General features: G+C 35.0%; 15 protein-coding genes. 10 read left to right on the top strand and 5 right to left on the bottom strand.

From position 1 onward, the window contains the following. The 3 genes from BCI01S_RS25645 to rfbG form a co-directional block, all read left to right on the top strand. On the top strand, positions 1–2042 hold a 2042-nt coding region (locus tag BCI01S_RS25645), incomplete at its 5' end, for a putative nucleotide-diphospho-sugar transferase (RefSeq protein WP_061800322.1). Positions 2043–2054: 12 nt separating this feature from the next. Beyond that, positions 2055–2999 carry an NAD-dependent epimerase/dehydratase family protein gene (locus tag BCI01S_RS17240; protein WP_047945048.1) on the top strand — a complete coding sequence of 315 codons (945 nt, stop codon included), beginning with the start codon at positions 2055–2057 and terminating at the stop codon, positions 2997–2999. Between the two features lie 20 nt (positions 3000–3019). Further along, positions 3020–4090 carry a CDP-glucose 4,6-dehydratase gene (rfbG, locus tag BCI01S_RS17235; protein WP_047945047.1) on the top strand — a complete coding sequence of 357 codons (1071 nt, stop codon included), beginning with the start codon at positions 3020–3022 and terminating at the stop codon, positions 4088–4090. Positions 4091–4256: 166 nt separating this feature from the next. On the opposite strand, the gene BCI01S_RS17225 is transcribed toward rfbG, so the two are convergent. Both BCI01S_RS17225 and BCI01S_RS17220 read right to left on the bottom strand, forming a co-directional pair. Then, on the bottom strand, positions 4257–5348 hold the full coding sequence (locus tag BCI01S_RS17225) for a polysaccharide pyruvyl transferase family protein (RefSeq protein WP_061800318.1): 1092 nt from the start codon (positions 5346–5348) through the stop codon (positions 4257–4259). Next, the gene (locus BCI01S_RS17220) at positions 5345–6307 is read right to left on the bottom strand and encodes a glycosyltransferase family protein (protein WP_061800315.1); all 963 of its coding nucleotides are present in this window, start codon (positions 6305–6307) and stop codon (positions 5345–5347) included. The genes BCI01S_RS17225 and BCI01S_RS17220 overlap by 4 nt, the downstream gene beginning before the upstream one ends. A 150-nt stretch (positions 6308–6457) precedes the next feature. Here BCI01S_RS17220 and BCI01S_RS17215 point away from each other — a divergent pair, with 150 nt between their 5' ends. The 3 genes from BCI01S_RS17215 (at position 6458) to BCI01S_RS17205 (ending at position 10508) form a co-directional block, all read left to right on the top strand. Continuing rightward, positions 6458–7567 (top strand): polysaccharide pyruvyl transferase family protein, encoded by a 1110-nt coding sequence (locus tag BCI01S_RS17215; protein WP_061800313.1) that lies wholly within the window; start codon positions 6458–6460, stop codon positions 7565–7567. Further along, entirely contained in the window at positions 7549–8484 is a 936-nt protein-coding gene (locus BCI01S_RS17210; RefSeq protein WP_061800310.1) for a glycosyltransferase family 2 protein, read from the top strand. Before BCI01S_RS17215 ends, BCI01S_RS17210 begins: the two co-directional genes overlap by 19 nt. Before the next feature lie 1133 nt (positions 8485–9617). Further along, positions 9618–10508: a cation diffusion facilitator family transporter gene (locus BCI01S_RS17205; protein ID WP_061800308.1), complete on the top strand. Its 891-nt coding sequence runs from the start codon at positions 9618–9620 to the stop codon at positions 10506–10508. Between the two features lie 146 nt (positions 10509–10654). Here BCI01S_RS17205 and BCI01S_RS17200 read toward each other — a convergent pair whose 3' ends face one another. Further along, positions 10655–11452, bottom strand: coding sequence for a nucleotidyltransferase domain-containing protein (locus BCI01S_RS17200; protein WP_047941391.1), 798 nt, complete (start codon positions 11450–11452; stop codon positions 10655–10657). A gap of 175 nt (positions 11453–11627) precedes the next feature. Here BCI01S_RS17200 and BCI01S_RS17195 point away from each other — a divergent pair, with 175 nt between their 5' ends. Continuing rightward, on the top strand, positions 11628–12395 hold the full coding sequence (locus tag BCI01S_RS17195) for a sugar phosphate isomerase/epimerase family protein (RefSeq protein ID WP_061800306.1): 768 nt from the start codon (positions 11628–11630) through the stop codon (positions 12393–12395). A gap of 56 nt (positions 12396–12451) precedes the next feature. On the opposite strand, the gene BCI01S_RS17190 is transcribed toward BCI01S_RS17195, so the two are convergent. Both BCI01S_RS17190 and BCI01S_RS17185 read right to left on the bottom strand, forming a co-directional pair. After that, on the bottom strand, positions 12452–13282 hold the full coding sequence (locus tag BCI01S_RS17190; protein ID WP_047941393.1) for a dimethylarginine dimethylaminohydrolase family protein: 831 nt from the start codon (positions 13280–13282) through the stop codon (positions 12452–12454). Positions 13283–13726: 444 nt separating this feature from the next. Beyond that, entirely contained in the window at positions 13727–16810 is a 3084-nt protein-coding gene (locus tag BCI01S_RS17185; protein ID WP_047941394.1) for an efflux RND transporter permease subunit, read from the bottom strand. Positions 16811–16906: 96 nt separating this feature from the next. Here BCI01S_RS17185 and BCI01S_RS17180 point away from each other — a divergent pair, with 96 nt between their 5' ends. From BCI01S_RS17180 to BCI01S_RS17170, 3 genes are all read left to right on the top strand, one after another. Then, positions 16907–17758, top strand: a complete 852-nt coding sequence (locus tag BCI01S_RS17180; protein WP_061800305.1) for a TetR/AcrR family transcriptional regulator — start codon at positions 16907–16909, stop codon at positions 17756–17758. A 182-nt stretch (positions 17759–17940) separates the two neighbouring features. After that, positions 17941–19089, top strand: coding sequence for a PstS family phosphate ABC transporter substrate-binding protein (locus BCI01S_RS17175; RefSeq protein WP_053215621.1), 1149 nt, complete (start codon positions 17941–17943; stop codon positions 19087–19089). 625 nt (positions 19090–19714) lie between these two features. After that, positions 19715–23128: a pullulanase gene (locus tag BCI01S_RS17170; RefSeq protein ID WP_061800303.1), complete on the top strand. Its 3414-nt coding sequence runs from the start codon at positions 19715–19717 to the stop codon at positions 23126–23128. The last annotated feature ends 83 nt before the right edge of the window (positions 23129–23211 follow it).

Below are 23211 nucleotides of genomic sequence, written 5' to 3'. Positions count from 1 at the left end.
CAAAGCAAGAAGCGTTAGCGAAGGAAAAGGCAAAACAAGAAGAGCTAGCTCAAGAAAAAGCAAAACAAGAAGCGTTAGCGAAGGAAGAACGTACAGCAATTACACGAACAGAGGAGAAAAAATCATCCCTCTCTGAACCAATTGCAGCAACAAACCAAAATTTCTGTGTCATTGCCGGCAAAGAATATTGCATTAAGATTATGGCGGTTTATGAGTCTCTTGCTAAAAATAGTGATAACTTCAACTTATGGGTGTGTTGTATGGATGCTATTACGCACAAATTTTTAAATGAAAAAAATCTTAAAAATATGCATCTTATTAGAGTAGAAGAAATAGAGAATGATCAATTAAGAGCAGTTAAACAAGAACGAATGATTAATGAATATTGCTGGACATTAAAATCTTTCTTAATTGAATATATCTTAAAAAATAATGATATTGAGCAAGTATTATACTGCGACGGAGATATTTATTTCTTCTCTAATCCAGCAAGTATTTTTAATGAGTGGGGTTCTGCTTCCATCTTTTTGACTCCACAAAGAGATCTAGAGTGGGTAGAACAAAAATATGGAAAGTACCAAGCAGGTATTATTGGATTTAGAAAAGATGCAATTGGATTGTCAGCTGTTCAATGGTGGAAGGATCGCTGCATTGAATGGTGCGGAGTAGTTGAGAGCAATGGACGTTTTGGAGATCAAAAGTATTTAGATCAATTGCCGAAAATGTATGATAACGTGCGCATATCTTCTAATTTAGGAGTAAATGCTGCACCTTGGAATATTATCTACAATAATGATTTCAACGTTTCTTTACAAGGAGATAAAGTTTTTATCAATAATGATCCACTTGTTGCTTATCATTTTTCCTGTATAACCATATATGATAGTGATAAATATGATTTATGGAGTATGCATCAAATAAATATTCAAAAGGAAATTATGAATTATATTTATGTTCCATACCTTGATCTTTTAGAAAAGCTAATCAAAAACTATCAAAATAGTTATCCTGGTATTATTAAGGCAACATTATCAACAAAAGACTTTCTTCAAGCGAAGACAAAATACCAATCAACAAAATTGAAAAAAAGAATGATTAAATACGATAATTATTTATTATTAACCTCCATATTTAGTAAAGAATATTTAGTTAAAGGACTTGCAATGTATCACTCGCTTAGCAGACAAATAGATAATTTTCACATGTGGATTTGTACAATGGATTCAGAAACCTATGATGTCTTATCCAATCTAAACTTAAAAAATGTCACGCTAATACCAGTAGAGTCCTTTGAAACTTCACAATTAAAAGAGATAAAACAACAACGAACGCTGCAAGAATATTGTTGGACAATAAAAGCGACGTTACTGGAACACTTACTATCCACACACGCAGAGATTGACCATCTCTTCTATTGTGACAGTGATTTATATTTCTTCTCCAACCCACTTTCTGTAATTGATGACTTTGGTAGATTTTCTGTTTATTTATGTCGTCAACGCGGAACGGATATACTGGAACATTTCCATGGACAATATCAAGCAGGATTTATCGGCTTCAAAAACGAACGTAATAGCCGAAAAATTCTAAATTGGTGGAAGAAGAAGTGTTTAGAAGAATGTTCAGAGGTTTATAACGATAAACGTAAATCATGGGGAGATCAATTGTATTTAGACCGCATCCCTGAATTATTTGAAAATATTAAAGTGAATCAAAACCCAGGAATTAACGCTGCTCCATGGAATCTTATTTTGAATAATACAGAACAAGAAGTAACCATGAGGGAGAATAATGTATATATTGACAATAACCCATTGATATTTTATCATTTCGGAAGTCTGCTGATCTTAAATGAGAATGAATTTGATTTGTGGAAGCTAGAAAAAGTAGATATTTCTTCCTCCACTTTAACGTATATTTATCATCCGTATTTAACGAAAGTAAGGGAGATATTGAGCAGCTTATCTAATGACGCCCAATTCTTTGCTAATCTTCCTAGCGGATATATAGCCAAAAATCCTTATTCCATTGCCTCATTATAAGAGGTGGGTGATATGAAGTTAAAAAATAAAAAAGTGTTAGTCACAGGTGCTTATGGTTTTATTGGATCCCATCTTATTAAACAGCTTGTGAAAGAAAATGCGTCCATCGCTGTCATTGTTCGGGAACATTCCAATCCTTGGAGAGTACAGGAATATTTGCCTCATTTAAAAAAATATGAGGCAGATATTCAAAATCGCTCAGACATATGTCGAATTATCCATGAATTTAAACCAGATTATATTTTTCATTTAGCAGCTTATGGAACAAACCCAAGTAATAGAAATGACTTACTTGCATATGAAACTAATATTGTTGGAACGATGAATATTTTATTTGCAGCCAAAGATACCAATTGTAAAAAAATTATTTGTCTTGGCAGTAGTTCTGAATATGGAGATAAAAAGGAAAAGATTCATGAAGATATGTTATTAGAACCAGTTGATATCTATGGAAGTACAAAAGCATCATCTACTATTATTTCCCATCAGTTAGCACAGGAATATAAGCTTCCCATTATCACCTTACGGGCATTTAATATTTTTGGGGAAGCAGAAGATAATCATAAATTATTCTCTCATATAATTGGAAAAGTACTGCGTGGTGACGAGGTGAAATTAACGTCATGTGATCAATACCGTGATTATAGTTATGTCGGCAATATCGTCGATGGCTTAATCCTTGCAGCCACATATGAAGGAAGTAATAATACGATATTAAATATAGCTTCTGGAAATGCCTATCCTTTACGATATTTTGTTGATTTGATTTATCACCATTTAGGTACAAAGCAAGTACCATTATATGGCGCCATTCCCAAAAGGGAGAATGAAAGAAATGCGCCTATCCCTGATATTACAAAGATTCAAAAAGTGCTTGGATGGACTCCAGCTGTTTCCATAGAAGAGGGGATAAAGAAAACCATTGCCTGGTATAAAAGTTATTATCATTTTCATTAGTGGGAATGGAGGTGTTAGTTATGACAACTGATTGGCGAAAAATTTATAAAAATAAAACGGTTCTAATAACTGGTCATACTGGTTTTAAAGGTTCCTGGCTAGCTATTTGGTTAATGAAGCTTGGCGCGAATGTAATTGGTTATTCTTTAGATCCAATTGGAGAAGAGAGTTTATTTAAATTAGCAAAACTGAACAATAAAGTGAAGGATATTAGGGGAGATATTCGTGATGCTGCTAAACTACAAGCAGTTTTTGAAGAATATCAACCTGAAATCGTCTTTCATTTGGCAGCACAGCCATTAGTGAAGCAATCTTATCAAGACCCTGTCTATACGTATGAAGTGAATGTAATGGGGACAATGCAAGTGTTAGAAGCAATCAGAAAGTCACCTTCTGTAAAAGCAGGTGTAATGGTAACGAGTGATAAGTGTTATGATAATAAAGAATGGGTATGGGGCTATCGTGAAACAGACCCGATGGGAGGATATGATCCGTATAGTTCCAGTAAAGGATGCTGTGAACTATTAATCTCTTCTTATCAGCATTCCTTCTTTCCAATTGAGTCATATTCTAAGCATGGTAAGTTAATTGCTTCTGTACGAGCAGGAAATGTAATAGGAGGAGGGGATTGGTCGGAAAATCGCATTATTCCTGATAGCGTTCGTTCCTTAATGTCTGATCAAGCGATTAAATTACGCTCTCCTCATTCTGTTCGTCCGTGGCAGCATGTATTAGAGCCGCTTTCAGGTTATTTAAAAATTGGTGCCTATCTATACGAGGGAAAAACACAATACGCGGAAAGCTGGAATTTTGGACCAGAATCAGATAGTGTGATAACCGTACAACAGCTAGCCGAAAAAATTGTGGAACACTGGAATGGTGGCACATGGGAAGCAGAACCTTCTTATTCCGCAGAACATGAAGCAAAGCTTCTTAGTTTAGATATAAATAAAGCAAAGTATTATTTAGATTGGCATCCCAAATGGAATATTGATCAGACTGTTTATTATACAGTGGAATGGTATAGATTGTATCAAAAAGTGGACGTTTACGAGCTATGCTTAAAACAGATAAATGATTATGAAAAATAAAATCAGCCGATTAATAGAAGCTTTCCTTCCCTTTATTAGAGAATGGCTCCATAAAAGGGAAAGGTTTAAAGAGCTTCTATTTTATTTTTTTGTTAATCATCGGTTATACGCAACTTTTTATATGTATAAAAGGGATGTTCCGCAGAAAAGGAACATCCCTTTTAAATTACTTTTTTAATGACAAGATAAAGTCTTTATGTCTTGCGACAATTCTTTCTTTTGCTAATCTAAGCTTTTTTCGGTTTTTATTGCTTGTTAAATAAAATTCTTTGTTTTCAATCGTTTCAGCTAGTTTCTCCGTATTGGTTAGTAACGTATAAGGTAATTGGTGGACAGAGGCGGCGAAATCTACACCCTTTGAGCGATAAGCTAATTGGAAGAACGGGGTACCGCTTGATGCAGAAAGTACATTTGCATGCAGCTTTAAGTTAAGAGAAAAGTGGCAAAGCGATAAGAAAGAATAAATTTGTGAAGCTGTGCAAACTTCTGGAATGAATGTGACTTTTCCTTTCTTCTTTATGCTCTCATATAGTTCCTTGCAGTGAGGGACATCTAAATCCCACATTGGAAAAATAACAATTTGATATCCTTTTTTTAAAAGATTGGTACATGCTTTAATAGTTTGATTTTTAAGTTTATATTCATCGTAGCCAAAAAGGATGTTTTGGGTGGTTCCCCAATTGACCGCAATTATTTTTTTATCCTGATCCTGCAAGTATTTACTTTTTATATAGTCGTCTTCTTGGGGTGTAAATAGCATCCCAGAGTCACCAATTATCTGGTAATTACTCGTTGGCGAAGGATTTAAAGTCTTTATATACTTCTGTGTAAGTGGTCCTCTAAGACCTGCGAATGTGGAGTATTCAATCACTTTTTTTATTTTATCTCTATTAATCTCTTTATTATTGAAGGTGGTGGAGGATAACTGAAATTCACCCCTTTTAAAGGATTCAATTGTTTCTTCCGTCATATAATCAATACCTGTTCCATAGCAATATAGTGGAAGTTTCATTTCGATTGCCTCTAATGCCAAATCGATAAAGAAATTGCCCTGAAATAAAGAGCCACCTCCTAAGATAACGATATCAAATGGTTTTTCTCCATATAATTCTTTTAGGGTTTTAGAAGAATTAATTGGGTAGGAGAATAAAGTATAGTCCTCGTGAAGCCATCTTTCGCAAGCTTGAGCAAATGCTTCATAACAAACTTCATCTCCGATATTATTAACACCCAAATAACCAAGATATAAGATTCTCATTGCTCGTTGCCCCCTTCTTTAGCAAGAATTTCTTCAATATGAGCAAGGAGCTGCTGCGCACGAACTTGTACAGAATGTTTTTTTCTTACCATTTTATAGCCATTTAAAGCAATTTTTTTCCCTAATGTTTCATAATTTCTTAAATGATATTTAGCCTTACGCATAAAATTTTCTTCATTGATTTCAATGAAATGAACTCCAGGGATAAATCCTAAATCTTTAATTTCTTTTGTGCAGGCAGCTAGTAATAAAGTATTACAAGCTAAAGTCTCGTAGTATTTCATTACAGGATAATGATAAATGGAATCACAAGTAAAAAACATTTTTGCTTTGTTCAGTTCTTGTGCGAAGCTGCTCGCTACTTTAAATGATCTCTCATCATACTGTTGGTGGAAATAGCCAGGATGCGCATGATAGGTGAAATTTGATAAATTCTTCATTTGATCAAGAATTTTTTGACGTAATGGATAAACAGTAGGATGTACAGCCCCCATCATTAAATAATCAATGGTTTTCGGTTGCTTGAAGTCTTTAAATACATCAATATTTACATAATGAGGAAACCATATCATTTTATCTTTAAATTCTGGATACCATTCTAAAAAAGTATCTCTATAATGGGTGAAGATATATTTCACATTATTTTCTTTAATGAATGCTCTTCTTTGATCCATTTGGTAGTTTAAATCATGCATGATAATCCCAAATGGAATATTGCAGTCCTTTAGACCAGTTACTTTTGGTGATCTGGTAGGACGTAAATCATTAACTAGGATAAAGTCAGGCTGAAAGTTCATTTTTTGTATCGTCTCACTTATATTACCGTCTTCCTCCCAGGTTCTAATATCAACGTATTTTTTTAATTCTTTTGTTAAATAATACGTATTTCTTTCTATCCCATTTTCCCAATTTTTTGTAATAAAAAGTATCTTTCTTTTCTTCTTTAATGTCATCAGCATCATGTCCTTTCCCTAATGTTTACTATATATTCTATTCTTGTCCTCCATAAATCGGACCATAGCAAATGGTCCAAATGTTAGCTGCTGGTCACCATTTTATGGATTGTCCATATACTATTAAGAGATATGAGAGGTAGGAGGAGTACTTAGATGAGTAAGATTATTCTTTCAGGTTATTATGGAGAACAGAATGGCGGAGATGATGCATTGTTACTAGTATCCTCTTGGGGAAGCCGGAAATTTCTATCTGGAGATAAAATTTATGGGACATGTATACAAAAGCCTGTTCTGCCATTAAATGCGGAAATTGAAGCATTATTTGTTCAAGAAGAACAAGAACGTAATGAAAACTTACTTCGTTTGTACAGGCATTGTTATGAGAGTGATTTAATTTTATTTGGTGGTGGCTCTGTTTTTCATTCGACAGATAAAATGACAAGAGATAGCGATTTAATCGATTTAAATAGAGGAAAAGGAGCAGCGGCAATTGGGGTATCCTTTGGACCATTTAGAGATTCGGCTGCTGAAGGTGCATGTAAAAAGCTTATCGAAAAATTTAATTATATCGGCTGTAGAGATGAGGAAAGCTATGAACTAATTCGTTCTTTCTCCTCCGATGTAAAGGTAGAATTAACATTTGATTTAGCCGTACTTTTACCACTTGTAGCTGGTGAAAATTTTAATGGAATTCACACAAGAAAAGGTTTGGGAATTTCCTTATGTCACTACGAGAGATATATTGGTGGAGATACAAGTATTGAAAAGACGAGACTGAAAAAAATAGTCAATGTTCTAAATGGACTTCACCAGGAGGAAATAGAAGAGTTAGTCTTTATTGATTTTAATGGTCATCCTATTTTTGGAGATCAAGACATACATCGTGAAGTCATCGACCAATTACACACAAAGATTCCTATTAAGCATCTGTCTTATGATAAAGATCCAATGGACACTCTCCGAACTATTGCCTCATTAAAGGGATTGATTGGGATGAGACTGCATAGCTCTGTGTTTGGCTATATTACAAATACACCGACAATCATTCTTTCTTACCATCCTAAATGTGATGGATGGGCCAAGCAAATTCAAGCAGATAAAGAGTATATTATTCCGTCCCATTCCTTTGAAGAGGAGAGCATATGGCATGCTCTTAAACAAATTATAGCTGGACAATATAGGTATCCAAAACTATCGATAAAGGATGCACAATCACTAGCGATGAAAAATTGGGAGGGTGCAAGATGGTCGCTGTCTCAGTAGTTATTCCACTATATAATAAAGTACAATATATTGAACGAACGATTATGTCCATTCTTTCGCAAACATTTCAAGATTTTGAGATTATTATTGTAGATGATGGTTCAACAGATGGCAGTGTTGAAAAAGCGGAAACATGGATAGACGAGCGGATTAAGGTCCTAAAGTTGGAACACAAAGGTGCCTCAGCAGCTAGAAACAAGGGAATACTTGCAGCTACAGCTGAATTAATTACATTTATTGATGCAGATGATGAGTGGAAACCAGGTTTTCTTGAGAAAATTATATATTTAAAAGATAAATATCCTGAATGTGGCGCTTATGCAACAAGCTATGAAATCGTTCTGCCGACGAAAAAGAAAATAATCCCATCCATATATCAAACACCTGAAAAGTGGGAAGGGGTATTTACAAACTATGTTGAAAAGACATTAAAGGATTTACCAATCATTTCTTCTGCAATCGCAGTTCGAAAGCAAGTTTTTGATAAAATAGGTTTATTTAAAGAGGGAGAGCCTCTTGGTGAAGATCAAGATATGTGGTTGCGAATTGGAATGAACTATTCGATTGCTTATATAAATGAAAGCAATGCCATTTATTACCGCGGGTTAGAAAACAGTGTATGCATGGATTTGACCATATTAAATCGCTATCCGATCATTTATTCATTAGAGAATTTGCTTCATAAAGAGGAAATTCCATATATAGATTTGTATTTGTCAAAATTAAAATTAGACTATAGTAAAAGATTACTAGAGGCAAATAAATTAGATTCTGCTTGGCAAGAATTACAGAATACAAAAGCAAATATATATAAATGGCAAAAAATAAAACTTTGGTTATTCTACTATTGGAAAAAAATCAGCAATAAATATAGTTTTACCCAAAAAAATATAATAAAAAATGCCCGTAAGTTGTAATCTAAGGAAAGAGAAGCCCCATGCTAAAATAAGCAGGGGCTAGTAGTTATTTATGGTAATTGCTGAAAAATTGGGAGTTTGGCTGAAATTATCTTAGTTTGGCTGATATTTTTCAAGTTTAGCTGATTCCCCTGCAGTTATGGCTGATATTTTTCAAGTTTGGCTGATTCCCCTGCAGTATTGGCTGATATTTTTCAGGTTTGGCTGATATCCCTGCAGTATTGGCTGATATTTTTCAAGTTTGGCTGATTCCCCTGCAGTATTGGCTGATATTTTTCAAGTTTGGCTGATACCTCTGCAGTATTGGCTGATATTTTTCAAGTTTAGCTGATATCCCTGCAGTATTGGCTGATATTTTTCAAGTTTGGCTGATATCCCTGCAGTATTGGCTGATATTTTTCAAGTTTGGCTGATACCTCTGCAGTATTGGCTGATATTTTTCAAGTTTGGCTGATTCCCCTGCAGTATTGGCTGATATTTTTCAAGTTTGGCTGATCCCCCTGCAGTTATGGCTGATATTTTTCAAGTTTGGCTGATCCCCCTGCAGTTATGGCTGATATTTTTCAAGTTTGGCTGATATCCCTGCAGTTATGGCTGATATTTTTCAAGTTTGGCTGATATCTCTGCAGTTTTAGCTGATATTTTTCAAGTTTGGCTGATTCCCCCTGCAGTATTGGCTGAAATTATCTTAGTTTGGCTGATTTCTCTGCAGTTTTGGCTGATATTATCCAAGTTTGGCTGAATAAATCCATAGTTTGGCTGAAAAGCCGTTTGCAGAGGCTGAAATCCATCTCACATTAGCTAATAAATCCAAAGGGGCAGATAAATTCCCCGTTTGATTGATACTATATGATATTTTGGTTTACTTACCGTATTTAATCAACTTGAATTTAAATGTTAGCTTTATTCACTGCAACTATAACTATCCCAAAATTTTCATTTATGAATAATATAACTTATTTTCTTACTTTCATTTCCCACAAACGAATACATTCCTAAAGAAAAGTAAATGATTAATTTGTAAGAAGGCAACTTTTTTTCTCTAGACCCACTGCTTTCTTTTCTGCTAATATGTTTAAGTTGACTTTTTAAGTGTATTGAAATTTTTGGAAAACAAAAGAGGTTGATGAAATTTGGGATCGAGAGAATTGCTAGCTAAACGAGTAGCTTGGATTAGTGTAATTAGTAATATTATCTTAACAATTGGGAAAATAATAGTGGGTTGGATAGGGAATAGTAATGCGGTTTTTGCCGATGGAATTCACTCAGCTGCAGATGTGTTTGCCTCTGTCCTTGTTTTAGTCGTTATTAAAATTGCGAATAAACCGGCAGATCAGGAACATCCATATGGACATGGGAAGGCAGAAATAATTGTATCTGGTATTGTTGGTATGATTCTTTTATGTGTCTCTATCTACTTGGTATATGAAGTAATAATTGGGTTATTCCATCCCATCACAACACCAAGTATGATTGCAATGTGGGTTGCTGTTATTTCTTATATTTCGAAAGTGCTATTATATCGATATAGTAAAAGGATTGCGAAGGAACAAAGCAGTAAAGCAATTGAAGCAATTGCTTATGATCATAAGGCTGATATTGTGGCATCCATTGCAGCAGCAATAGGCGTTCTGTTCTCTATCCTTGGAGAAAAGTTGAATATACATCTATTTCTTTATGGAGATAAGCTTGCAACGATCATTGTAGCTTATTTGATTTTTAAAATTGCGAAGGAAATGGTAAGTGAAGCTTTTGATATTTTACTGGAGCGGAATATAGATCTGGCAATTTTAGCAGAGTATCATGACATAATTTCTTCCTTTGCTGAAGTAAAGCGAATTGACCGACTCCGTGCTAGAGAACATGGTCACTATATATTAGTCGATTTACGTATCTCAATCGATTACGATAAAACCATTAAGGAAGGTCATGATTTATCTAGAAAAATAAAAAAGAAATTAATGGCAAAGCACGATAATATTAATGAAGTGCTAATTCATTTGAATCCATATTTTAAGGATTAGCATTCTGTTGTTCCTTATATTTAGCTTATTCATGTTAACCACTTTCGTATGCAAAAGTAATCACTTTTTAAATAGAACTAGGTAATAACTAAACAAGGTCATGAAAAAGTGTTGTTCTCACATAAACGCTTTTTCAATGACCTCTTTTAATAATTCCAGACTTCTTTTAATGAAAATCGAAATAGTTCATTTAATTGTTCGGTTGGATCTTCCGAATTTTTTTGCAACCCTTTTGCGTACGCTTCTAGCTGGTAAATCTCACTTTCTAAGAATGTATTAATAAGATTGATTCGTGGTTCGAGTGATAATTCTTCGCCAGATTTTTTTCTTTCTAATAAAGTTATAATACTTGTAAGAAGGTCACCAGCAGGGATAAGTTCTTGTACTAATGTTTCGAATTCCATTGGCGGAACCGTTTGGTATATTTGAGTCCACTTTGCTGCTAAAATTGGCCTTAATACATAAAAATATTTTTTGATTTTAACTGTATCTCCTTGTAGGTATTCTCGAAAATTTCCTTTTGCCATATTTAAATAATGATAGATAATGGAAGCAGGCGAGAATATTTCTTTTTCTAGTTCTTTCATTTTATCGATGGTTGAAAAACGCTGATAATATACCATATTAGAGCGTAACCATTCTAATAACGGGGGATTGGACTTGCGAAAAAGCTTAAGCGTTTTAGTTAGTTCCCAGCCGCTCATATCTAATAAGGGATCAACAGGGATTGATAATGAATCGTGGTTTGGAATCTCGATTACATCTCGGCCGCGATCAATCGATAAGTACCAGTTTGGCTGATGAATATAAATAAACCGAACATCATAATCACTATCCTTGGATGGAAAGCCCCATGCCCGACTTCCGGATTCACATGCATAAAGCACCTTTATGTTAAATTCCTTTTCCGTTTGGTCAATCACTTTTCTGATATGGTTTTCCAAAGGCATATACCTCCAATTGATTTTTGCTCATTTTACCAAAAAAATCAGCGATTTACCATATTAATCTGCAAAATGATAACGTTCTCATGTACAATGATAGGGAGTGCTTATTTTGTCTGACTATCCCTTTAGGGAGTAGTTGGGGGAAAGGAATAACAAGGAGGAGGAAGTACAAGTGAAGAATATACCGATTGCCATCCAAATGTATACGTTAAGAAATGAGTGTGAGAAGGATTTTCGCGGAACCCTCCGTAAAGTGGCGGATCTTGGATTTCAAGGAGTAGAGCTTGCTGGATATGGGGGAATTCCTGTAGCAGAATTAAAGGAATTATTGGATGAACTAAATTTACGAGTAGCAGCATGCCATGTACCATTAGTTGATTTGGAGAGCGATCTTTCCCAGGTTATTCAAGATCAATTAGTATTAGGGAGTAAATTTTTAGTATGTCCCTATCTTTTACCAGACAAAAGAACAGAAGCGGATTATCAATCACTAATTGCTTTCTTGAATATGGCAGGAGCAGAATGTCGAAAAGCAGGGATATCTCTTTGTTATCATAATCATGATTTTGAATTAGATACATTGCGTGATGGAAGAACGGCATTAGCCACGATAATGGAAGATACAGATCCTACATTAGTTTTTGCAGAACCAGATGTATACTGGCTTTCGAAGCGAAATTATGACCCAGCAAAATGGATTGATACATATAAAGATAGAATGAAGCTTATTCATTTAAAGGATATGACAACCGATGAAGAACAATACTTTGCTGAGGTAGGTACAGGAAGTATTGATTTTCAAGCAATTCTTGAAAAAGGAGAGGACGCAGATATCCAATGGTGGATTATTGAACAGGATGCAACTAGAAGAACTCCATTGGAAAGCATTGAAATTAGTTTGCGAAATCTAAAGGAAATGTTAACGGACCGGAAGATATAAACTTAACTAGAATAAATCAGCGGGGATTTTTCCCCACTGATGAAATTTACCTTTACCTATTCTCTAAGTAAGGGCATGGAACAACAACGAAAGGACCCACCAGATTTAATGATTTCGGAAAAATCAACCTCGAGTACTTCATACCCTCTTTTTTGCAATTCTTTATTAACCCCTTCATTCATAGGTAAACTAATTACCTTTTTGTTGCCAATGGATAATACATTTGTACCTAATGTTTCTTGCTCTTTAGCGCTTACGTGAATAAAATCATATCGTTCTCGCAGTAATTTTTCTTTTTCTTTATGAAATTCTCCTGGAAAAATTAATCCCTCTGTAGGAGAAAGAATATTAAAGACACAATCTAGATGGAGATATGTATCCGTAAACGGGACAGCTATGACATCATAAGAAGGCATCAAGGTCTGCAAATGGCGGATAGCTGCTTCATTTGTACGCTGACTGATGCCTGCAAAAATTGTTTTCCCGTCAATAATCACATCGCCGCCTTCAATAAAATTGCCTTTAATATCTGTATAAGTGATTTCTTTTTTCTTTAAATAATCTATTAAAACTCTTTCTTCTCCGTGTCTAGCATCTCGTGCCATTTCTGCCACAAAGATCTGACTTCCTAAGGTGAATCCGATATCTCTTGTAAAAACCTGTTCATGGTATTTTTCTTCTGCTGGAAGAAGGATTATTTCCACTCCATTTTTTTGCAGAGTTTCTATAAACATTTCATGCTGTTTTACAGCAAGTTTTTTATCAATATTTTTCTTTGCATGTTTTTTTTGAATATCATTTATAGGGACTTTAATAGCCATATATTCAGGAGAAACTAAGACTACTGTTTTTAATGGATCATATTCATTGGAACAATTTATTTTCATGATAAAACCCTTTCCATTATAGTATAGAAAATAGTTTTTCCTGAATGGCTTATTTTATGAAAGAACTTGTGCAATCATTTTTTGGGGATGATGATGTTCATGAAGGAAATGAAAACTACAATTGTAAGGAAAAGCGGTAGAAATGGCATTCATAGAGGGGATGAAAACCATATTGGCAAGAAACCCTGAAGGAAGTGGTGTTCATCAGGGAAATGAAAGTCATAATTGCAAGGAAAAGCAGTGGAAGTGGCGTTCATAGAGGGGATGAAAACCACAATTGCAAGGAAAAGCAGTGGAAGTAGCGTTCATGAAGGAAATACAAGCCATAACTACAAAAAAAAGCCAGTAGAAGCAGCATTCATCCCACTATAATAGCTAAATCAGAGGAAAAGAAGACAGACAAAAGCCAGTGAAGAACCCTTCACTGGCTTTTGTCATTTAGTATTAGCTTTCGTCAATATCTTTACGATTTTTCTTAAATAGTTTGGAAAGAACTTCATAAACAATAGGGACGATAACAAGTGTTAACAACGTAGAACTGATTAAACCACCAATAACAGTAATACCAAGGTCTTTAGAGATTAATCCACTACCACCAGAACCAACTGCTAATGGAATTAATGCACCAATTGTTGCAATAGCTGTCATTAGAATCGGACGAAGACGCGTTGATCCTGCTTCAAGAATCGCTTCCCGCATATTCATTCCATCTCGTTCCATATGAATGATTCGGTCTACTAATACAATGGCATTCGTTACAACAATCCCAATTAACATTAAGAGCCCCATCATTACCGAAACAGAAATGGTTTGACCTGATAGGTACAATCCGACAAACGAACCGATAACAGCGAATGGTAAACTGAATAGAATCGAGAATGGGGCAACCCCTTCACGGAATGTAACAACAAGGATAAAGTACACGATCGCAACAGCAGCAATCATAGCAATACCTAACTGTGTGAATGTTTCATTCATATCTGCAGTTACACCCGCAACTCCCATTGTAACGCCTTTTGGTAAGTCGATTTTATCGATTTCTTTATCTACTTCATTTGTTACTTTCGAAACATCATCACCAAGGATTTTTCCTGATACAGTTGCATAGTATTCACCTTTACTACGAGAAAGCGTATTTAGAGTAGTTCCTTCTTCTACATCCACAAGCTCTGAAAGTGGCATTGTTTGCCCTGTAGCAGTTGGAATTTCAGTGTCTAGCATATCGTCGATTGATTTCGGCTGTGCTGATTTTTCTTGTTGGACAATAACATCAAGCTCCTCACCGTCTTTTTCAATCGTTGTTAATACATCTTTTGAATTGTTAGGGCTTAGTGTCGCAAGGAGCTGACCAGCTGTTAACCCATATTGTAATAATTCTTCCTGATTTACTTTAAATGTATATTCTACATAAGCATCTTCAGCTGTTGTAGTAACATCTTCTAAACCATCATTCTTTTTTAACACAGATTCTACTTTTTTCACTGATTCATTCAGCTTATCTAAATCTTCACTATAGAATGTATAGCTGACTTCATTCGTTGACATCCCGGTTGATGAGAAGTCTTGGGATTTCCATTCGCCAGATTGATCGAGATTTGTAATATATTCCTCAATTTCATCACGAACTTCAGGGAAGTTTTTCATATCTTCATCAAAGATTAGGTACATAAGTGCACCGCCAGCTCCCATGCCCATCATTGCGCTTTGTGCATCAGCTGTATCATTAATCGATAATTGAACGATATCGATATCTTTGCGGTCAAGCATTTTTTCTTCTACTTCTGTAACGTTCTTTAATGTCTCATCCTTTAGTTCACCAGTTTCTGGAGTGTAGGTGATATACATCGTTTTTTCTTCTTCACTTCCTAGGAAGCTAAAGCCGATTAAAGGAGTGAGGGCAACACTTCCAGCTAATAAAATAACAGCGATAAGGGAAGTGATGATTTTATGATTAAGTGCTTTTTCGAGAATACCTTTATACCAAGTTGCCAATTTACCAGCTTCTTTATGATTACTTTCTGTTTTCTCACTATATAATTTTTTCTTAAATAAGAAATGAGAAAGTGCTGGAACGATTGTAATGGCAACAAGTAATGATGCGCCAAGAGAGAACGCCATTGTTAAGGCGAAAGGACGGAATAATTCTCCAACCATGCCTCCAACAAACATTAATGGAGCAAATACCGCAACTGTTACTAAAGTAGAAGACAGGATTGGTTTGAACATTTCAATCGTTGCTTCTCTAATAAGCGCGCGGCCAGTTAATTTTTCTTCTTTCAGGTGCAAGCGTCGATAAATATTTTCCACGACAACAATGGAGTCATCAATTACCCGCCCGATTGCCACCGTAATAGCACCTAGCGTCATAATATTTAACGTGATATCCATCCAGTTTAATAGCAGTAATGCCATGAAAATAGATACTGGAATGGAAATAATCGAGATAATCGTTGATTTAAAATCACGTAAGAATAGTAAAATAATTAATACGGCGATTAAACAGCCAAATACTGCTTTTTCAACCATGGTAAACACAGATTTTTCAATCGGATCTCCTTGGTCGAGAGAAACATCAATTACTAAGCCATCAATGTTTTTTTGCTCATCTTTAATTAAATCTTTTACACTGTTAACAACATCAACAGTGTTTGCTTGTTGACCTTTGACAATTTGGATGGCGATTGCATCTTTACCATTTGTACGAGAAACTGATTCCACTTTCCCAACTACTTCAATTTTTGCAATATCGCTAAGTTTTAAGAATGGGGCAGGATTTTGTTCAGATGGAGTGACAGGAATAAGCATATTCTTTAGTTCTTTTTCTGTCATAAATTTCCCGTCAATTGCAACTGCTTGTTCGCCTTCTTCAAACTCGTAAAGTCCTAAAGAAACTGCTAAGTTACTCGCTTGAATCATATCTTTAACAGTATCTTCCGTTAAATCTAATTGCGCCATTTTTTCTTTGTCATATGTTAAATCGACTTCTTCAATATGCTGACCTGTGATAGTTGCAGAAGCGACACCATCAATCTTTTCGATTTTTGGAAGAATGATATCTTCCACAGTTGATGTTAATTCGGTAATGTCTTCTTCTGTACTGCTGACACTTAACGCTACAACTGGCATCATATTCATACTGATTGCTGTAATTGTAGGTTCCTCTGCATCTTCAGGTAAGGTGACATTATCCAGAGCGGATTGTAAAGCTCGTTTTGCTTCATCCATATCTGTACCATATTCATATTCTAGTTGAACATTTGCCATGTTCGAATAAGAATTTGAATAGACAGCTTTAACATCTTCCAGATTTTCTACTACTTTTTCTATCGGCATGGATACTTCTTCCATCACCTTCTCCGGAGTAGCTCCCGGGTAAACATCCATTACGGTTAAGTATGGAATAGAGATATTTGGTATGGTTTCCATATTCATCCTTGTACCAGAATAGATACCTGATACAGTAATAATAATGGTTAGTAACCAAACCGCAAGCTTGTTACCTAACACAAAATTTACTAAACCTTTCATAATACACCTTCCCTTTATTGACTAATCTAACTCATTTACTTATAATAAATGACTAAGTAGTCATATGTCAATCAATAGTACATAGGAGAGAATGAGATGACAAAAAAACAGCTGATTATGGAAAAATCGATAGAGTTATTTGCAAAACAAGGATTTGCGGCTACTTCCGTTCAACAAATAACGGAACATTGTGGGATTTCTAAAGGGGCCTTCTATTTATCCTTTAAGTCAAAGGATGAATTAATTATGGCTTTAGTTGATTATTTTATGGAACAGTTCATCGCGAAACTTGACTACGCAGTCAATCATGTGGATGATATTCTTTATCATTTTTATTACGAAATATTATATACATTTAAGGAAAATTCTAGTTTTGCGACATTGTTTATTAAAGAGCAAGCGCTTTCGTTTAATGATGAATTTATTCGAAAGTTTACTTATTATGATCATTTACTGGAAAAAACAATCGAGCATATGATTGGAAAAGTATATGATTCATCCAAACAAGCAATCAAGTATGATTTAGTATATAGTATTAAAGGGTTTCTTAATACTTATACGCATATTGTATTAAACCATAATAAATATATTGATTTTGATTTACACAGGCTTGCAAAATCGCTTGTAGAGAAAACAGACATTATAGCTTCATATACAGAATCACCATATTTTACAGAAAGTATCTATCAGTTGCTGCACCAGTCCGTTATTGAAGAAAGTGCGACAAAAGAGGATTTGCTGCAACATATAAAAGGGAAAATGGAAGAAGTAGATGATCATTATGTGAAAGAATCGCTTTCTTTACTTATAGAGCAGTTGGAAGAGAAAACATTGAACTCGGTTTTACTAAAAGGATTGCTTGAAAACATTCGACATCATCGTGACTGCATTTGGTTATCCTATTTATTATTCCAATATTTTCAGCTTCATCCGAGTCATAAACAATAGATATATTTTAAAGATGAGTTCTTTACAGGATTCATCTTTTTTTATTTAAAGGATTTCAAAGCAATCAAGGAATTGTAGCAAATAAAATAATTATTGATCAAAGTGAAAATATACACTAAAATTGAAATAAATCATTTATTAAGGCGAATATATGAGAGATTGTAATTATAAAGGAGAAAAAAATGAAAGTATTACAAGCAATTATAATGACGGTGTTTATCGTATTTATTGGATTTATTGCAACAATGGTAACCACTTTATTCACAGCTAGTACATTTTATCTATGGTTTTTACCGATTATTACTGTATTTTATATGGTAACTGTTTATCTATTAATCTTTGAATGGGGGAAGAAAAAAGCAGTCAAAAGGGCAAGGATAGTAATTTTAGTCATGAGTATCTGCGGGATAGCGGGTTACATAATTTATGAACATTTTGATAAAAATTTAGAGGTTGTTAGTAGTCAAGATACGGATTTAACAGAATATATGCCATTTTTAGAGGGAACAAAAGCTGTGTTTTTGAAAGAAGAATCAACATTTAAAATAGAAGGGGATCTTCCAAGATTAGACGGCTCTACCGCTCTTTATCCTGTATACGCAGGGTTTGTTCAAGCAGTCTATCCACAAAAAATGTATTCATTAGAGGAAAGTGAGGTAGTTTCAAGTCAAACAAGTGAGGCGTTTAATCGCTTATTAAATCGTGAGGCAGACATCATATTTGTGCCAAAGCCTTCAGAGAAACAATTTAAATTGGCTGAAAGCCTTGGGGTAAAATTAAAGCTTACACCAATTGGGAGAGAGGGATTTATCTTTTTTGTTCATGCGAAAAATCCAGTGGAAACACTAAGCGTGGAACAAATACAGGATATTTATTCTGGGAAAATAAGAAACTGGAAGGAAGTCGGTGGAAAACATGAAAAAATTAGAGCATTTCAAAGACCAGAAGAAAGCGGCAGTCAATCTGCATTGTTGAGGGTTATGGATGGAAAACCGTTAATGGATCCTCCCACAAAGGATATTGTCAATGCAATGGAAGGCATAATAAGTGAAACTGCAGACTATCAGAATAAAAGAAATGCGATTGGGTTCTCTTTCCGGCATTTTTCAGAAGATATGGTGCGTAATGGAAAAATAAGAAATATTGCTGTTGATGGAATAACTCCTACAGTAGAAACAATTAAAGATGGAAGCTACCCCTTCATTAATGAATTTTATGCCATTACGCTGGAGGATAATAAATCTCCCCAAGTTGATGGATTTTTAAAATGGATGATATCAGAGCAAGGCCAACGGATTGTTTCGGAAACTGGCTATGTGGCAGTTGAATAGATATTAATATGTGGTAGATCTTTGTTTGGGTAACCGGCAGTATTTATTACTGGCCGAGTTACCTATTTATATGGTAAACAGCAACAAAAGAATCTTTATTTTTTGCTTATAATGGAGAAAACTAATTAATTAGATTGATAGATAGCTGTAAAAAGGGGAGGAATCAGCCAAAATAAGAAAAAATCAGCCAAAGCAGCGAGGAAATCAGCCAAAATAAGAAAAAATCAGCCAAAGCAGCAAGGAAATCAGTCAAAATAAGAAAAAATCAGCCAAAGCAGCAAGGAAATCAGCCAAAATAAAAAAAATCAGCCAAACGCATCCACTCCTCATAAAGATGAAAACTAAAACGCTTTATTAATGGATTTTTTCTACTCCACCTTTCTAATCCCTTTTTTTGTCTATTTTATAGGGCGGAATGCCTGTAACTATCTAGTTTGGAATTCTGTTACCGTGAACAATCAAAAGAAATATTGACACTCATAATCTAGTATATTTATAATCTCACATAGAAAGAAAGCGTTTACTTTTGCATCACTAGAAGAAGTAAACGCTTATTTTTTTATAACTAGTTAGGTTTAGTAAAAGGCTCAAGTTGCTTAAAACATTTAGAACAGGAGGAACAGGAATGAATCACTGGTTAAGGAAATCACTCATTATACTAACGATATTTGTTCTTGTGTTCACGACACGAGGCTTCTCGTTCAATCAAATGAACGTAAAAGCAGAGAACACAGATGGAAAAGATATACCTGAAAACACATTAAGAATTCATTATCAAAATGAGGGAAATAAGTATCAGGATCTAGGGTTATGGCTGTGGGACGATGTAGAATCACCTACTGCTAATTGGCCACAAGGTGCTGCAGCGTTTGAAGAAAAGAAGCAAGATGAGTATGGTACATATATTGATATTCCTTTGAAAGCAGATGCTAGAAAGGTTAGCTTTCTTGTTGTAAACAGAACGAATGGAGAGAAAGAGAGCGGAGATAAGTCCGTTACGATAAACAATCCATCATTAAATGAAGTATGGATTAAAGAAGGTTCAGATAGTGTTCATCTATTTGAGCCAGTAGAACTGGCTGAAAATACTGTTAGAATTCATTATCAAAGAGATGACCAAAACTATGATAAGTTAGGGTTGTGGTTATGGGAAGATGTAGAATCACCTACTGTTAATTGGCCGACTGATGCTGTAGCATTAGAAAAAAATGATCGCTATGGTGCTTATGTTGATATAAAAGTGAAAGAGAATGCTAAAAAAATTGGCTTTCTTATTGTAAACCGTGAAAATGGTGAAAAGATTGGTGGTGACAAAGGGTTCGCTTTATTGGAAGAGTATAATCATTTATGGATTAAAAATGAAGATGATCAAGTTTATATTTCACCATACTGGGAATCACCAACTGATTTAGTTTCAGGAGAACTATTGTCTGACACAACCATCCAATTAACTTTTTCCAGTACAAAAGGACTTGTGAAAGAGGATATAGCGCAAGCATTATCTATTGTGGATAAGGACCAAGAAGTAATAGATTTTAGTGCAGTGAAAATTATTAATGAAACCACAGTGGAAATAACAGGTGTTTATGATGCGGAAAAGGGGCCTTTTACAATCTCTTATCAAGGAAGATCTGTTACAGCCAAATCTGGATGGAAAATGTTAGATGAAAATTACTTTTATGAGGGCAATGATTTAGGGGCCACATATCATAATAAGGATGCAACATTAAAATTATGGGCACCGAAAGCATCAAAGGTAACCGCCGTTTTTTATGATAAAAATGATGCAGCAAGGAAAATTGGCAGTTTAGATTTAGTACAAGGGGATCAAGGGGTATGGAGTGTCGAAGCGAAAGCAGATGATCTCGGCATCAAAGATACAAGAGGATATTATTATCAATATGAAGTAACCAATGATGGAAAAGTATCTAAAGTTTTAGATCCTTATGCTAAATCGATGGCAGCTTTTACTGTTAACACAAAGGGACAGGTTGGCAGTGATGGCGATACAGTAGGAAAAGCAGCCATTGTTGATTTAAGTCAAACCAATCCCGCTAACTTAACTAGTGTGAAGATTGATGGCTATGAAAAACGAGAGGATGCAATTATATGGGAAGCTCATATTCGTGACTTTACTTCTGATCCAACCATTCAGACAGATTTAAATGGTCGCTTTGGAACTTATAAAGCATTTATTGATAAACTGGATTATATAAAATCCTTGGGTGTTACACATGTCCAACTCCTGCCAGTTAATGCTTGGTATTGGGGAGATGAAACGAGAATGGGAGAAAGGGAATTAGAGTATTCGGCAGCAGGAAATGAATATAATTGGGGGTATGATCCTCATAACTATTTCTCACCAGATGGTGCCTATTCGGAAAATCCAAAAGATCCAGAGCTGCGCATTAAAGAATTAAAGGAGCTAATTAATGCGATTCATGCTGCTGGCATGGGAGTGGTTCTAGATGTTGTATATACACATATGTCCAATGCTAGTCTATTAAATGATATTGTTCCAGATTATTATTTTTTCCAAGACAGTAATGGTAAATTTGTGGGGGGATTTGGAAATAACTTAGCTACAAATCATAAAATGGCGGAAAAGCTAATGATAGATTCAGTGAAATATTGGTTTCGTGAATTTAAAATCGATGGCATGAGATGGGATATGATGGGGGATGCAACCTATGAAGCTGTTCAAAAAGCTTATGATGAAGCGGCAGCCATCAATCCAAATGCATTATTTATTGGAGAAGGGTGGAGGACGTTCTCGGGGCATTTAGCAGACCCATCTTTGGCAGGAAAAGGTGCAGACCAAGACTGGATGGATAAAACCGATGATGTCGGTGTTTTCTCTGATGAAATAAGAAATGAGGTAAAATCGGGTTATGGTTCAGAAGGAGAGCCGCGCTTTATCACTGGCGGAGCTCGTAATATTCAGACGATATTTAACAATATAAAAGCACAGCCATCCAATACGCCAGCAGATAATCCAGGAGACATGGTGCAATATATTGAAGCACATGATAATCTGCCGCTCTACGATATTATTGCGAAAGCTTTGAAAAAAGATCCAGCCATTCCAGAAAATGATCTAGAAATTCATAAACGTATTCGCCTTGGAAACTCATTGATTCTGACTTCACAAGGCACGGCATTTTTACATGCAGGACAAGAATATGGAAGAACCAAGCAATGGCTAGGAGAGGGAATTCCAGAACAAAAATATGATGCTTTTACAGATGAAAATGGCAATGTGTTTGGTTACTTTGTTCATGATTCCTATGATTCATCTGATGCCATTAATATGTTTGATTGGTCCAAAGCCACCAATAAGGAAGTATATCCAGTAAATAATGAAACGGTGGAATATACAAAAGGATTAATTGAATTAAGAAAATCAAGCAATGCTTTTCGACTAGGAGAAAAGAGTTTAGTCGATTCTAATGTAACCATGATTGCTGCACAAGAGATTCAGGAAGAGGATGTTGTTATTGCCTATAAAAATGAGTCAACAGACGATACAGGCAGCTATTATGTATTTATAAATGGTGATACAAAAGCTAGGGAGCTGACATTAAGTGAAGATTTAACCGAATTTAAAGTAGTAGTGGATAATGATGAAGCAGGTAAAGATTCTGTTGAAGAGAAAAGTGGTTTCACTTTAACAGCAGAAAAAATAACACTTGAGCCACTTACTACTATTGTCATAAAAAATGAAAAAGAGACAGGCGGAAATCAGGATGATGGCGCCAAAGAGCCAAATGATCCAGAAAATCCAGTGGATTCAACAGATCCTAAAGCTCCAGAAAAACCAGATAAAGAAGACCCAGTTAATGCAGATAAGAATCCCAATGATAATAAGGGAGACATGGGTGATAACGGTGAGAAGGCTGACAATAACGGAAAATCAAAAAATTCCTTGCCAAATACAGCAACTAATAATGGCACATATCTACTGATTGGGATAGTTATTTTAGCAGCAGGTGTTTGTCTTTCTATCATCATTCGCAGAAAAAAAGCAGATGCAGAATAAATAAATAGATAGCAGAAGTTAGGAGTATAGCTAACTTCTGCTTTTTGTATTTAAAAAAGGGAAAGAAAGCAAAAAATAATGGA

The organism is Niallia circulans NBRC 13626, from assembly GCF_001591585.1.
In the GTDB taxonomy this organism is placed as follows: domain Bacteria; phylum Bacillota; class Bacilli; order Bacillales; family Cytobacillaceae; genus Niallia; species Niallia circulans.
Note: the sequence above shows the minus strand (reverse complement) of the source record. Positions and strands in the feature narration are given on the sequence as shown.

What these genes read in the sequence shown, in the direction of transcription:
- BCI01S_RS17240 (WP_047945048.1), top strand. Translation starts at nt 2,055, where the DNA reads ATGAAGTTAAAAAATAAAAAAGTGTTAGTCACAGGTGCTTATGGTTTT.
- rfbG (WP_047945047.1), top strand. Translation starts at nt 3,020, where the DNA reads ATGACAACTGATTGGCGAAAAATTTATAAAAATAAAACGGTTCTAATA.
- BCI01S_RS17225 (WP_061800318.1), bottom strand. Translation starts at nt 5,348, where the DNA reads ATGAGAATCTTATATCTTGGTTATTTGGGTGTTAATAATATCGGAGAT.
- BCI01S_RS17220 (WP_061800315.1), bottom strand. Translation starts at nt 6,307, where the DNA reads ATGCTGATGACATTAAAGAAGAAAAGAAAGATACTTTTTATTACAAAA.
- BCI01S_RS17215 (WP_061800313.1), top strand. Translation starts at nt 6,458, where the DNA reads ATGAGTAAGATTATTCTTTCAGGTTATTATGGAGAACAGAATGGCGGA.
- BCI01S_RS17210 (WP_061800310.1), top strand. Translation starts at nt 7,549, where the DNA reads ATGGTCGCTGTCTCAGTAGTTATTCCACTATATAATAAAGTACAATAT.
- BCI01S_RS17190 (WP_047941393.1), bottom strand. Translation starts at nt 13,282, where the DNA reads ATGAAAATAAATTGTTCCAATGAATATGATCCATTAAAAACAGTAGTC.
- BCI01S_RS17185 (WP_047941394.1), bottom strand. Translation starts at nt 16,810, where the DNA reads ATGAAAGGTTTAGTAAATTTTGTGTTAGGTAACAAGCTTGCGGTTTGG.
- BCI01S_RS17180 (WP_061800305.1), top strand. Translation starts at nt 16,907, where the DNA reads ATGACAAAAAAACAGCTGATTATGGAAAAATCGATAGAGTTATTTGCA.
- BCI01S_RS17175 (WP_053215621.1), top strand. Translation starts at nt 17,941, where the DNA reads ATGAAAGTATTACAAGCAATTATAATGACGGTGTTTATCGTATTTATT.
- BCI01S_RS17170 (WP_061800303.1), top strand. Translation starts at nt 19,715, where the DNA reads ATGAATCACTGGTTAAGGAAATCACTCATTATACTAACGATATTTGTT.